The organism is Parvibaculum indicum (assembly GCF_011762095.1).
GTDB lineage: Bacteria > Pseudomonadota > Alphaproteobacteria > Parvibaculales > Parvibaculaceae > Parvibaculum > Parvibaculum indicum.
This window is the reverse complement of sequence record NZ_JAASQO010000005.1, coordinates 115,519-129,009: the sequence shown is the minus strand read 5'-3', so window position 1 is coordinate 129,009 and position 13,491 is coordinate 115,519. Positions and strand designations below refer to the sequence as shown.

General features: G+C 64.6%; 14 protein-coding genes and 1 tRNA gene. 13 read left to right on the top strand and 2 right to left on the bottom strand.

Annotated elements, in window-relative coordinates; genetic code table 11:
- Positions 1 to 66 precede the first annotated feature (66 nt).
- A complete protein-coding gene (locus tag FHS78_RS08145) occupies positions 67 to 822 on the bottom strand; it encodes a glycosyltransferase family 25 protein (protein WP_167093016.1) in 756 nt (251 codons plus the stop codon).
- 194 nt (positions 823 to 1,016) lie between these two features.
- Positions 1,017 to 1,106, bottom strand: a tRNA-Ser gene (locus tag FHS78_RS08140).
- Between the two features lie 171 nt (positions 1,107 to 1,277).
- Here FHS78_RS08140 and FHS78_RS08135 point away from each other — a divergent pair.
- The 13 genes from FHS78_RS08135 to FHS78_RS08075 all read left to right on the top strand — a co-directional run bounded on the left by FHS78_RS08135 (position 1,278) and on the right by FHS78_RS08075 (position 13,409).
- Complete coding sequence (locus FHS78_RS08135; RefSeq protein ID WP_167093014.1) at positions 1,278 to 2,045, top strand: CDP-alcohol phosphatidyltransferase family protein; 768 nt, start codon at positions 1,278 to 1,280, stop codon at positions 2,043 to 2,045.
- Between the two features lie 154 nt (positions 2,046 to 2,199).
- The gene (gene rplU, locus FHS78_RS08130) at positions 2,200 to 2,511 is read left to right on the top strand and encodes a 50S ribosomal protein L21 (RefSeq protein ID WP_167093012.1); all 312 of its coding nucleotides are present in this window, start codon (positions 2,200 to 2,202) and stop codon (positions 2,509 to 2,511) included.
- 22 nt (positions 2,512 to 2,533) lie between these two features.
- Complete coding sequence (rpmA, locus tag FHS78_RS08125; protein WP_167093010.1) at positions 2,534 to 2,809, top strand: 50S ribosomal protein L27; 276 nt, start codon at positions 2,534 to 2,536, stop codon at positions 2,807 to 2,809.
- A 119-nt stretch (positions 2,810 to 2,928) separates the two neighbouring features.
- Positions 2,929 to 3,471, top strand: a complete 543-nt coding sequence (locus tag FHS78_RS08120) for a GNAT family N-acetyltransferase (protein ID WP_167093008.1) — start codon at positions 2,929 to 2,931, stop codon at positions 3,469 to 3,471.
- Between the two features lie 11 nt (positions 3,472 to 3,482).
- Entirely contained in the window at positions 3,483 to 4,538 is a 1,056-nt protein-coding gene (gene obgE, locus FHS78_RS08115; RefSeq protein WP_167093005.1) for a GTPase ObgE, read from the top strand.
- On the top strand, positions 4,535 to 5,671 hold the full coding sequence (proB, locus tag FHS78_RS08110) for a glutamate 5-kinase (RefSeq protein WP_167093003.1): 1,137 nt from the start codon (positions 4,535 to 4,537) through the stop codon (positions 5,669 to 5,671). Before obgE ends, proB begins: the two co-directional genes overlap by 4 nt.
- 243 nt (positions 5,672 to 5,914) lie before the next feature.
- A complete protein-coding gene (locus FHS78_RS08105) occupies positions 5,915 to 7,189 on the top strand; it encodes a glutamate-5-semialdehyde dehydrogenase (protein ID WP_167093240.1) in 1,275 nt (424 codons plus the stop codon).
- A 33-nt stretch (positions 7,190 to 7,222) separates the two neighbouring features.
- Positions 7,223 to 7,876, top strand: coding sequence for a nicotinate-nucleotide adenylyltransferase (locus FHS78_RS08100; protein WP_205305248.1), 654 nt, complete (start codon positions 7,223 to 7,225; stop codon positions 7,874 to 7,876).
- Between the two features lie 165 nt (positions 7,877 to 8,041).
- Positions 8,042 to 8,473, top strand: a complete 432-nt coding sequence (rsfS, locus tag FHS78_RS08095) for a ribosome silencing factor (protein WP_205305247.1) — start codon at positions 8,042 to 8,044, stop codon at positions 8,471 to 8,473.
- A gap of 75 nt (positions 8,474 to 8,548) precedes the next feature.
- Complete coding sequence (gene rlmH, locus FHS78_RS08090) at positions 8,549 to 9,031, top strand: 23S rRNA (pseudouridine(1915)-N(3))-methyltransferase RlmH (RefSeq protein ID WP_167093001.1); 483 nt, start codon at positions 8,549 to 8,551, stop codon at positions 9,029 to 9,031.
- Positions 9,032 to 9,154: 123 nt separating this feature from the next.
- On the top strand, positions 9,155 to 10,732 hold the full coding sequence (locus FHS78_RS08085; RefSeq protein WP_167092999.1) for a hypothetical protein: 1,578 nt from the start codon (positions 9,155 to 9,157) through the stop codon (positions 10,730 to 10,732).
- Entirely contained in the window at positions 10,725 to 12,080 is a 1,356-nt protein-coding gene (locus FHS78_RS19650; RefSeq protein ID WP_167092997.1) for a peptidoglycan DD-metalloendopeptidase family protein, read from the top strand. Before FHS78_RS08085 ends, FHS78_RS19650 begins: the two co-directional genes overlap by 8 nt.
- Positions 12,081 to 13,409, top strand: coding sequence for a S41 family peptidase (locus tag FHS78_RS08075; protein WP_167092995.1), 1,329 nt, complete (start codon positions 12,081 to 12,083; stop codon positions 13,407 to 13,409).
- The last annotated feature ends 82 nt before the right edge of the window (positions 13,410 to 13,491 follow it).

Sequence of the window (13,491 nt, the reverse complement as noted above, 5' to 3'; positions counted from 1 at the left end):
CAGCTTTCCCGCAACACTCATGTCCACTCTTCCCATAGCTCCGCAGCGCGCTCCCGCACCCCGGCGCTAAATAAACGGAACGACCATCCGTCTGTTCGTCACACGCCGCCCCGTATCGGCCAGCTGCCGAATGGGACGTCCTCCCTCGCGAAGGATTTTTTTCAGCCCCCGCGGTTTTTCCTCCACCGGCTCCAGGGATCTGTCGGTAGCAATGTCGCTGACCGACCCGCCATCCGGCGACAGCATATCCTGCATGCAAGGTGCCGGGACGACCTGCATGACGTCCACGGCACCGCGTTTGCGCGCCGTCTCGAAGATCATGTTGTCGATAGGGCGTTCAATGCTGTGCGTTGCATTCAGCAGGGCCTCCGCCCCGCCCCTGCTCACAATATAGGCGCCCGTGCCGCCGTGAAAGCTGTTGAGAAAACGAAGCTCCCTCTCCCCCGCCTGCGATACGATATCCCGCGCCAGATAGACTTTGACCTTCATCGTCTCCAGCTTGATGAGGTCGAACCCGTCGGGCAGCCACTCGTCATCTTTCATAAGCTTGGGAAATTCGTCAGAAAGCAGAACATCGTCTTCGATGATGCAGGCGCTTGCGATATCCTCCGAGAGAAGCTGTTTCCATATCTTTCTGTGACTGAGCGCACAGGCCGCTTCGGAAATCGAAATGGCCGGCTCGCCATTCCCGCCCGTATAAGCTGCAAGCTCCGTGGACGACAGCTCCTGGCCGTCGATCGCATCGACTCGCTCGAACGGCGTGCCCTGAAGACGCACCGCCATCGTTTCCAGACGGTCCGGGCGCCGCGCCAGATTGATCAAAAAAACCGGAATCTCTTGTCCCATTCTCATGCGGGCCGACTGTCTTCAGGGAGATAAAATCCGCCCTATTCTCTGAAAGGGCGCCCGAGTGTCAAATTCAGGCATTTAAAACATAAAAAAAGCAGCGAAAAACGCTCGGTGCGGACAGCTTTGCACGATACCGACTTGGGCTTGCCGATTGTAAAATGAAAGTCTGGCGGAGAGGGAGGGATTCGAACCCCCGATAGAGTTACCCCTATACCGCATTTCGAGTGCGGCGCTTTCAACCACTCAGCCACCTCTCCAGACGCAGCTGCGGATGCGACGAAACCGCCGCGATCCGGGAAACGGCGCGGAATGTAGACCGGGGATGCCCTGCCGCACAACCCCGCATTGCACGATCATTACATGCCTTTGCACATGCCTGTGGAGATGGCGCCGGGGCTGTTACACTACCGCCCATGGCGGAGGGGCGGATGGACCGGAACGACAACGCAGTTGAAAACCCCAAAGGGACGAACAGGGCCCGCGTGGCCGCGGCCTGGGCGGTCCATGCCTTTACCGCGTCGGGCGTCATCGCCGCGCTTCTGGCCATTGCCGCCCTCATCGCGGGCGATCCGCGCATGACGCTGATCTGGCTCGGCGTCTCCCTCCTGATCGACGGCTTCGACGGCCCGATGGCGCGCAAGCTCCGCGTCACCGAGTTCGCGCCGCGTTTCGACGGGGCGATTCTGGACCATGTAATCGATTATCTGACCTATGCGGTGATTCCCGCCCTCATGGTCTATCGCTTCGGCCTGGTGCCGCCGGGCTGGGAAATCCCCGCCGCCGGCTGGATCATGACGAGCGCGCTCTATTGCTTCGGCAACCGCGAAATGAAGACCTGGGACAATTATTTCTCCGGTTTCCCCGCCACCTGGAACCTCGTCGTGCTCTGTTTCTGGCTGGCGGCGACGGGCCCCTGGACCAATCTCGTCATCATCGCCCTGCTGGGGCTTCTCACCTTCGTCCCGGCGAAGTTCGTCCACCCTTTCCGGGTGGCAATGCTGAGGCCCCTGACGCTGGCCGTGACGGCGCTCTGGGCCACGCTCACCCTCTGGCTAGTGGCCGCGACCCCCGCCGCCATCGCCCCGGCGGACGCCTTTCCGGGGGCTTTCGGCCTCTGGACGGCGGCATCCCTCTATTTTCTGGGGCTCTGCGCCTGGCGCACGGCAAGCCCGCTCTGGGGCCGCCGGGACCGCTAGAGCCTCCGGAGCAGGATTTCCGGGCCAATCGGGCCGGATTCGCCCCGTCTTCGGCTTGACACATAAGGGCCGGCCTGTATATTCCCCGCCAATTCGGCCCGGGACGCTCCTTGAGCGCCTGCCCGGCCTTTTTCGTTTACATGGTGGTATTCCGATGTTCGCAGTCATCCGGACCGGCGGCAAACAGTATAAAGTCGCAAAAGACGACGTCCTGCAGGTCGAAAAGCTCGATGCCGAGCCCGGCGCCACGGTCGAACTGGCCGAGGTCCTGATGGTTGGCGGCGAAGGCGAGACCAAGCTGGGCTCTCCGCTTGTGGACGGCGCCAAGGTCACCGCCGAGGTGGTCGAGCAGGCCCGCGGTCCCAAGATCACGATCTTCAAGAAGCGCCGCCGTCAGAATTCGCGCCGCAAGAACGGCCATCGTCAGGACCTCACCGTCCTGAAGATCACCGGCATCGCCGGCTGAACGGCAGCAAGGAGCAGACAAAATGGCTCATAAAAAGGCAGGCGGTTCATCCCGCAACGGTCGCGACAGTGCCGGCCGCCGTCTCGGCGTCAAGAAGTTCGGCGGCGAGCAGGTCATCCCCGGCAACATCATCATCCGCCAGCGCGGTACGCAGTGGCACCCGGGTGAGAATGTCGGCATGGGCAAGGACCACACGATTTTCGCGAAGTCCGAAGGCGTCGTCGCCTTCCGTACCCGCAAGGGTGGCCGCGCCTATGTGTCCGTCGTACCGGCGGACATGCCGAAAGCGGCCGACTGACAAGGGCGGGGATGCCACCTCGCCGGTGGCGTCCATCCTGGGTTTCAAAGAGGGAGATGGGTCGCCATCTCCCTTTTTCTATGCGCTCTCCCCGGCGGGGGCGGAGGAGGAGAAACCCGATGCTGGAACAGTTGAAGACGGAACGGCTCATCTTGCGCCCCTTGCGGCCCGCCGATGCACGCCCGCTCGCCGAGATCGCCGATAACTGGAACATCGCCCGCATGCTGGCGCGCCTGCCGCATCCTTACGAATTGTCCGATGCCGAGGAGTGGATTGCTCTTCAGCCCGAACGGCGCAGAAGCGGGACGGAATTCTGCTATGGCGTGACGCTGGACGACCGGCTCATCGGCTCCTGCGGGACGCTGAACCTCGATGACGGCTCATACGAGCTCGGCTACTGGATCGGCGAACCCTGGTGGAACCGGGGCTACGCGACCGAAGCGTCCCGGGCCGTGATCGCGCAAACCGCCGAAACATTCGGCCCCGACCGGATCGTTGCCGGCCATTTCGCCGACAATCACGCCTCGGGCCGTGTACTGACCAAGCTCGGCTTCCGCTATACTGGCGAGGAAAAGCGCTGGTCGCTGGCCCGCAACGAGCATGTGCATGCGCTGCGCATGGTCCTCAAGCAAGAGGCAAAGGCCGGCCGGAACGCCGCCTGAAGGCAAAACAGATGAAGTTTCTCGACCAAGCCCGTGTCTTTATCCGCTCCGGCGACGGCGGGGCGGGCTCCGTCAGCTTCCGGCGGGAGAAATTCATCGAATATGGCGGCCCGGACGGCGGCGACGGCGGCAAGGGCGGCGATGTGGTGGTCGAATGCGTGGACGGTCTCAACACGCTGATCGACTATCGCTACCGCCAGCACTTCAAGGCCAAGACCGGCATGCACGGCATGGGGCGCAACCGCACCGGCCATCGCGGCGCCGATGTGGTGCTGAAAGTACCCGTCGGCACGCAGGTCTTCGAGGAGGACGGCGAAACGCTGATCGCCGACCTCACCGAAGTGGGCGAGCGCGTCATCATCGCGCGCGGCGGCAATGGCGGCTTCGGCAATGCCTATTTCAAAAGCTCGGTGAACCAGGCCCCCCGCCGCGCCAATCCCGGCCAGGAAGGCATCGAAAAGACGATCATCCTGCGGCTGAAGCTCATCGCCGATGCCGGGCTCGTCGGCCTGCCCAATGCGGGCAAATCGACCTTCCTTGCCGCGGTAAGCGCAGCCAAACCCAAGATCGCCGACTACCCCTTCACCACCATCCATCCCAATCTCGGCGTGGTGCGGGTGGAGGCGCGCAGCTTCGTGCTGGCCGATATTCCCGGCCTCATCGAGGGCGCGCATGAAGGCGTGGGGCTGGGCGACCGGTTTCTGGGCCATGTGGAACGTTGCGGCGCGCTGATCCATCTCGTGGACGGCACCGGCGACGACGTGGCGGAGGCCTATCGCGTCATCCGCGAGGAGCTTGACGCCTATGGCGCGGGCCTGACGGAAAAACCCGAAATCCTCTGCCTCAACAAGGCCGACGCCCTGCTGCCCGAAGACCGCGAGGAAAAACGCAAGGCGCTGGAAGAGGCGAGCGGCGGCAAGATCGAGATCATATCCGGCGTATCCGGCGAAGGCGTGGACAGGATCCTGCACAGGGTCGCCGACCTGGTGGACGCGGCCCGCGCGGCGGAAAAGGCCGAACGGGAAGCCGAAAATGCCGACGGCGAAGACGAGGGGTGGCATCCTTGATTTCACGACGCCTCGAAACCGCCCAGCGCATCGTGGTGAAGATCGGCTCTTCGCTGCTCACCGAAAGCATGACCGGCAAGCTGAACCGGAAATGGCTGGAAGCGCTGATCGACGATCTCGCCGCCATGCGCCATGCGGGACAGGAAGTGCTGATCGTTTCCTCCGGCTCCATCGCGCTCGGCCGCCATGCACTGAACCTGCCCTCCGGCAAGCTGAAGCTGGAGGAAAGCCAGGCCGCCGCCGCGGTGGGACAGATCTCGCTCGCCCATGCCTATCAGGAAATCCTCTCCGGTCATGAATTGTCCTGCGCCCAGATCCTGCTCACGCTGAGCGAAACGGAAGAGCGCCGCCGCTACCTCAATGCGCGCTCCACCATGAACACGCTGCTGCGCATGGGCGCGGTGCCCGTCGTCAACGAAAACGATACGGTGGCGACGACCGAAATCCGCTATGGCGACAATGACCGCCTCGCCGCCCGCGTGGCCGCCATGATCTCCGCCGACCTGCTCGTCCTGCTCTCGGATGTGGACGGGCTCTATACCGCGCAGCCCGGCACCCCGGGCGCGGACCATATCGCAGAAGTGCCCGCCGTCACGCCCGACATCGAAGCCATGGCCGGCGACGCGGCAAGCGAGTTTTCCCGCGGCGGCATGAAAACGAAAATCGCCGCCGCCCGCATCGCCACCGAGGGCGGCAGCCACATGCTGATCGCCAATGGCCGCGCGGAGCACCCCTTGCGCGCCCTGCGCGAAGGCAAAGCCCGTTGCACCTGGTTCGAGGCGCATGCGACCCCCCGCGCCGCCCGCAAGCGCTGGATCTCCGGCACACTGAAGGCGCTCGGCACGCTCGTCATCGACGATGGCGCGGTGGCCGCGCTGGAACGGGGCCGCAGCCTGCTGCCGGCCGGCATTACCCGCATCGAGGGAGAATTCGACCGGGGCGACGCCGTCAGCGTTTGCGACGGCGACGGCCATGAAATCGCCGTCGGCCTCAGCGCCTATTCCAGCCGCGACGCACGCGAGATCATCGGCCATTCGAGCCATGAGATCGAGGAACTGCTGGGCTATTCGGGCCGCGCGGAGATGATCCATCGCGATGATCTGGTGCTGAAGCGCCCCGGCCTGCCGGAATGAACCGGGGAGCGCCGCAAGGTCGTCGTCATTGCGAGCGCCCGTCAGGGCGCGCGGCAATCCAGAGGCCGCAGACGCAGTACTGGATTGCTTCGTCGCTCTGCTCCTCGCAATGACGCAAAAGTCGAATGCGACGGCCAACCGGCCAACCCGCATTTGGCGGCCCGCCTGCTCTGCGCTAGCTTGACGGGCCGATAGAGACGAAACCAACGGGTTCAGGGATTTAGAGCCGTGACGATTGTGAAAATGAAAGGCGACCACGCCGACATTCCCGGGCTGATGTCCGACATCGGCATGCGCGCACGCGACGCCGCTCGCACCCTTGCCCGCGCCACGACGAAGCAGAAGAACGCCGCCCTTCTCTCCGCCGCCATGTGCGTCCGCGCCAATATCGACGACATTCTGGAAGCCAATGCCGCCGACCTGAAAGCCGCCGACGAGCGCGGCCTCTCCGGCGCGCTGGTGGACCGGCTCACGCTCAACAAGGAGCGTGTGGAAGCGATTGCCAAGGCACTGGAAGACATCGCCGCGCTCCCCGACCCCGTCGGCACCACCATTGCCGAATGGGACCGGCCCAACGGCCTTCACATCCAGCGGATCCGCACGCCCCTGGGCGTCATCGGCATCATCTATGAAAGCCGCCCGAACGTGACGGCGGATGCGGGTGCGCTCGCCATGAAGGCGGGCAATGCCGCCATCCTGCGCGGCGGCTCGGAAGCGGTGCGCTCCAACCACGCCATCCACGCCTCTCTGGTTGAAGGGCTGCAAGCGGCCGGCCTGCCCGAAGACGCCATCCAGCTCGTACCGGTTCAGGATCGCGACTGCGTGGGCGAAATGCTGCGCGGCCTCAACGGCAATATCGACGTCATCGTGCCGCGCGGCGGCAAGAGCCTCGTCGCCCGTGTGCAGGAAGAGGCGCGCGTGCCCGTCTTCGCGCATCTGGAAGGCATCTGCCATGTCTATGTCGACCGCGACGCGGAACTCGACATGGCGATCAACATCGTACTCAACGCCAAGCTGCGCCGGACCGGCATTTGCGGCGCGGCGGAAACGCTGCTGGTAGACCGCGCCTGCGCGGACACGCATCTGGCGCCCATCGTGGAGGCGCTGATCGCGGAAGGTTGCGAAGTGCGCGTGGACGGCGAAATTCACCTGGCGGCCAAGCAGATAAAACCCGCCACGGAAGCGGACTGGTCCACCGAGTATCTCGACAACATCATTTCGGTGAAGCTGGTCGACGGCGTCAAAGGCGCCATCGATCACATCGAACGCTACGGTTCGCATCACACCGAATGCATCGTGACGAACAACGCAGAGACGGCGGGCCGTTTTTTTCACGATATCGACAGCGCCATCCTGCTGCACAACGCCTCGACGCAATTCGCCGATGGCGGCGAATTCGGCATGGGCGCGGAAATCGGTATCGCCACGGGCCGCTTCCATGCGCGCGGGCCCGTGGGGCTCGAACAGCTCACCAGCTTCAAATATCTGGTGCGCGGCGACGGCCAGACCCGGCCCTGACGCCCATGACACGCACATCATGACCGACACACCATGACAGGCGAGATCACCCCGCCCGGCGCAGGCGACGACAGACGAGACGAAATGCTGACGCCGGGCCTGCGCGTCGGCCTGCTGGGCGGCTCCTTCAACCCCGCCCATGAAGCCCATCTCCTGGTTTCGCGCATGGCGATACGTGCCCTCGGCCTCGACCGCGTCTGGTGGCTCGTCTCGCCCGGCAATCCGCTGAAGCCCGAAAAGGGCATGGCCTCCCTTACCGAGCGTCTCGCCTCCGCCCACGCCATGGCGCGCGATCCGCGCATCTGCGTGACCGATATCGAGCGCCGCTTGGAAACGCGCTACACGGTCGATACCATCGCCTCGCTCGTCACCCTCCACCCGGATGTGCATTTCGTCTGGCTGATGGGCGCCGACAACATGATCCAGTTGCCGCGCTGGTATCGCTGGAAGGAGCTGACGCGCATGATCCCGATCGCGATCTATCCGCGGCCCGGCTACACGCTGAAAGCACGCCTCTCGCCCGCCGCACAGGCGCTGCGCGACGCGACCCTCGATACCGGCGACGCCCGCCGCCTCGCCACCGCCGGAACGCCCGCGCTCTGCTTTCTGGAGGGCCCGGTGAGTTCGCTCTCGGCAACGCAAATCCGCGAAAGCGAGGGCTGGCCCACCGGCCGGGAAACAGGGTGAATACCCGTAAGTCCCTGTCACAGAGCGGTAAAATCACGCTCATTGAAACGACATGGACGGGGCTTTATCTTTGGAGGGCAGGCAAAGACCTGCTTGTCTTAAGTTCGGGAGACCAAAGGGAGTATTTTCCTGAGCATTGAACCCAGGGACCAGACGGTCCAGCGCATGCCCGAAAGGGCGGACGACGGGAGCGACATTCCCGCTTCCAGCGCAACGGCGGCAACGCATGACGCGGCCCCCGCCGAGAGCGAACAGAGTTCGGCCATGCTGGCGGCGGTGCTTGCCAGCCTTGACGACGACAAGGCCGAAGACATCGTTTCCATCGACCTGCAAGGCAAGACCCCCATGGCCGACCATCTCGTGGTCGCCAGCGGGCGTTCGCAGCGCCATGTCGGCGCCGTGGCCGACCATCTTGTCCGCAAGCTCAAGGAAGCGGGCTTCGGCAAGGCCGATGTGGAAGGCCTCAACCAGGCGGACTGGGTATTGATCGATGCCGGAGACGTCATCGTTCATATCTTCCGGCCTGAAGTGCGCGAGTTTTACAAACTGGAGAAGATGTGGGCCGCGGATATTCCGCCAGACGCCCAGCATCACTGACGTCCGGCGCTCCGCCGCCCGTCCTCCATGCAAGCGCTGCCTGAATGAAGGCAGGGTGGGAGATATTGTTACCCGATGCGGCTGCGGATCTGCGCCGTCGGCCGCTTGCGGGCCGGCCCCGAACAACAACTCGTCGAGGATTATCTGGCGCGTCTTTCCGCTACGGGACGCGCCATCGGTTTTTCGTCCGCCGCGCTGACCGAAGTCGAGGAGAAAAAACGCCTCGAAGGCGCGGCGCTGATGGCCCGCGAAGCGGAACTGCTGCTTGCCCATGTCCCTCCCGGCGCCCGTGTGATTGCGCTGGACGAGCGCGGCAGGAACGAGGGCAGCGAAGCCTTCGCGGCGCGTCTCGGCGCCTGGCGCGACGAAGGCACGCCTGAGGCTGTGTTCCTGATCGGCGGCGCCAACGGCCTTGCGCCGGAAATCCGGGAGCGCGCCGACCATCTGGTGAGTTTCGGGAAAATGACGTGGCCTCATATGCTGGCGCGCGTCATGCTTACTGAACAGCTCTATCGGGCGATCACCATTCTCGCAGGCCATCCCTATCACCGCGTGTGAGGAACGGATGAGCCCGTCTCGCATCATGGACACGCAACCGGTGTTCCATTACCTTTGAACGTCTCGCGGGCCTGACGATTCGCCCGGGAATGCGGCAACATTTTCACCACACTCCGAAAGATCATGAACGGCGTCCGACCCCTTGTCCTCGTAACACTGGACGGCTGGGGACTTCGCGCGGAACGCGAAGCCAACGCCATCGCCTTGGCGCGTACGCCGATCTTCGATCGGCTTGCCGGCAAGGGGCTGGAGACCTCGCTCGTCGCATCCGGCGAGGCCGTGGGCCTTGCCCCCGGCCAGCCCGGCAATGCGCAGGCCGCCTATCAGACGCTTGGCGCGGGCACCCCCGTCGAACACCCGTTGCTGAAGGTCAACCGGGCGCTCGAAGCGAGCGGCGAAGACGCCATCACCAATCATCCCGTCATCCGCCAGCTCATCGCCAGGGCCCGCCCGCTGGGCGGCGCGGTGCATCTCATCGGCATGGCCTCGCCCGCCGGGATCGCGGGCCATCAGAACCATCTCGCCGTTCTTGCCGCCCTGCTCAGCCATGAGGGCATGCAGGTCTGGGTTCATGCCGTGATGGACGGACAGGATACGCCGCCCCAGGAAGGCATCGTCCATCTGGCCGAACTCAACGAAGACCTCGCAGGCGCGGAAAGCGCCGAACTCGGCAGCGTGATGGGACGGCGCTACGGCTTCGATGCGCGTTGCGACCCCGCCCGCGTGGAAGCAGCCCTGAAGGCGCTGGTCGAAACGGATGCTCCGAGGGCGGAATATCTCTCCGTTCATCTGGACAATGCCTATAACAAGGGCTTGGCCGACGACGACGTGCCACCCGCCATCTCGCAGAATTATCGCGGTATCCGGGCCGACGACGCCGTGCTGCTGGTCAATCTCCGCCCCGATCACGCCCATTCGCTGATTTCGGCGCTGACGGGCCCCGAGGCACGGCCGCACGCCCCGGTCCTCTCCGGCGTCTATTCGCTGCTTCGCCTGTCCGGTCCCCTCGATACCGAGGTCGAATGGATGTATGAGCCCGAACGGGCCCCGACGACACTCGCCGAAACGCTGTCCGGCGCCGGCCTCACGCAACTCGCGCTGTGCGAAACGGCGGCGGAGGCCAATCTCTGGACCTTCGCCCGCGCCGGCCGCGATACGCTTCTGTTCGGCGAAACGGTGCTCGTCGCGGACACGCCGCCGCCGGCGAAACTTCTGCGCCGGGGCGAACTTGCCGCTGCCGAGATCACCAGCGAGACCGTGAGCGCCATCAAGAAGGCCAGCCACGACCTGATCGTCGCGAACTATCCCAACGCCGCCCTTCTCGGCCGCACCGGCAATCTGAAAGCGACGGTCGCAGCCGTGGAAGCGGTGGACAGGCAGCTCGGCAAGATCGCCGCCCAGATCGAAAAGAGAGGCGGCACGCTTCTCATCTGCGGCACCTATGGCAAGGCCGAGCGGATGACCGACCCCGGCTCCGGCGAACAAAGCCGCGTCACCACTGAGGCGCGTGTGCCCTTCGTGCTCGCCTCGCCCGCGAACGGGCTCGCATTGCGACCCGGTACGCTGGCCGATGTGGCGCCCACCCTGCTGAGCCTTCTCGATGTCGATATCCCCGCTTCGATGCGCGGCCGCCCGCTGATCGTCCCCGAAAACGAGGAGGCGGGCGACCCGGCCTCCGCGCCGGGCCGGATCGGTGTCTGAAGCCGGCCCCATACCCGCATCCCGGCGCGCCTCGCAGGCGGTGCGCACCGCCCTTCTCGGTCTGTGCCTGGTCGTTCCGGTTTCGGCGCTGGCCGATACCGCGCCCGACGATGTGGCCGAACCCGGCGACCTGAAGAAGATCGAGACCCAGCTCGAAAAGGCTCGCGAACGGCAAAAGCAGTTCGAAGCGGAATCCCGCGCCATGGCCAGCGAGATTTCCTCGCTGCGCGAAAAGCTGATCGAAACGGCCGCCAGCGTGCAGCAGCGCGAGCAGGCGGTCACCGGCTCGGAAGACCGGCTGAAAGGATTGAGGGCGGCGGAAGCCGTCGTTACCGCCCAGCTCGAGCGCCGCCGTGCCGATATGGGCGACCTGCTGGCGGCACTGACCACGCTGGACCGCCATCCGCCCCCCGCCCTCGCGGTAAGACCCGATGACGCGCTGGCCGCCATCCGCTCCGCGGCGCTGCTCGGCTCCATTGTGCCCGAACTCCGGCGCGAGGCGGACGACCTCAAGGCCCGTCTGGAGCATCTGGCCGCCTTGCGCAAATCCATCCTGGACGAGCGCGACACGCTTTCCACGGCCAAAACCGAGCTTTCCGCCGAGCGGGCGAAACTTCAGGCGCTGCTCGACAGGAAAACGACGGCTCAGGAAAAGCTCGACGCCCGCGCCCAGGCCGAGGCGGAACGTGCCCGGACACTATCCCGCAAGGCGACGAGCCTGAAGGACCTGATCGCCCGTCTGGAAGCCGATGCGGCGTCCAGACTTCCCCCGTCCCGGCCGGACCGCCGGCCCGAAACCGCCCCGACGGGAGCCCCCGGTTCGAACCACAACGGGACACGTAGCGAAAACACGCAGATGGCCGCCATCGCGCCGCCCCGCCCCTCAACGGTGCTGCCGCCTTCCAAACGCCGTTTTTCCCAGGCAAAAGGGCTCATTCGACCGCCCGCCACTGGAGAAATTGTTCAGACTTTCGGGGGCAGAATACCCGAAGGGGGCGTTTCCAGGGGTATTCGGGTCGCCGCGCGGCCGAATGCCCAGCTGATCGCCCCGTTTGATGGGAGGATCGTTTATGCAGGGCCGTTCCGCCGCTATGGGCAGCTCTTGATCCTGTCGGTTGGAGAGGGGTACCATGTGCTTCTGGCGGGCATGAAACACATCGATGGGAAGGTGGGTCAGGATATACTCGCCGGCGAACCCATCGGCATGATGGGCCCGTCGCCAGATGAGACAGGCCGGGAGACAGCCACCGGCGCAAGGCCTACCCTCTATATCGAATTTCGCAAGGACGGGGACCCGATCGACCCGCGTCCCTGGCTGTTGATGAGTGACGAAAAGGCGCGTGGATAAATGAACAAGTCTGTTGTCGCCGGCTTTGCCGTCGGAACCTTTCTCTCGGTACTGGCCGTGTTCGGCATGCAGCAAGGCGGGCTGGACATACCCGCCCATGCGGAAGGCTCCGACACCTTCCGCCAGCTCGATCTCTTTGCCGACGTGTTCGAGCGCGTCCGCGCCGACTATGTCGAGCCGGTCGACGACAGCAAGCTGGTGGAGAATGCCATCAACGGCATGCTCACCTCGCTGGACCCGCATTCGAGCTACATGAACCCGAAACACTTCCGGGACATGCAGGTTCAGACGCGCGGCGAATTCGGCGGTCTCGGCATCGAAGTCACCATGGAAAACGGCGTGGTGAAGGTCGTTACCCCGATCGACGATACCCCTGCCAGCCGCGCCGGCATTCGCCCCAACGACTACATCACCCATATCGACGGCAAGGCCATTATGGGCATGACGCTGAGCGACGCGGTAGACAAGATGCGCGGGCCGGTCAATACCGCGGTGAAACTGACCGTGGTGCGCAAAGGCAAGGACGAACCCTTCGACGTCAGCATCACGCGCGACATCATCACCATCAAATCGGTGAAGTACCGCCGCGAGGGCGACATCGCCTATATCCGCATCACCTCCTTCAACGAACAGACCTCCGACCTGCTGGACGAAGCGGTCACCGATCTGCGCCAGCAGATCGGCAAGGCGAAGCTGAAGGGCTACATCATCGATCTGCGCAACAATCCCGGCGGCCTGCTCGATCAGGCGATCGCGGTCGGCGACAGCTTCATCAATGGCGGCGAGATCGTGTCCACGCGCGGCCGCCATCCGCAGGACACGCAGCGCTACAACGCCCATTCCGGCGACGAAACGGGCAACAAGCCGGTTGTCGTGCTGGTGAATGGCGGCTCGGCCTCCGCCTCGGAAATCGTGGCGGGCGCACTGCAGGATCACCGCCGCGCGACCATTCTCGGCACGCGGTCCTTCGGCAAAGGCTCGGTCCAGACCATCATCCCGCTCGGTTCCGACGGCGCGCTGCGGCTGACGACGGCGCGCTATTACACGCCCTCGGGCCGGTCCATCCAGGCCAAGGGCATCGAGCCCGATATCCAGGTCCGCCAGAACCCGCCCGAAGACAAGAAGAAACTGCCCATGATCCGGGGCGAAGCGGAACTGCCGGGACATCTGGCAAATCCGGACGGCGACGAGGAATCCGGTTCGGACTCCTATGTGCCGCAAGACAAGGCCGACGACACACAACTTCTTTACGCTATTGATCTATTGAACGGTAAACGGCAGGACAAAGCCTTTATCCGTGTGCCCGGCCAGAGCGCCATGGCGAACTAGGATGGCCGCCGGCTAGGACGGTCATCCGGGATGCGATCCGGCGGGGCTGCCGGACGCACCGGAAAAGGGCGGACACCGAATG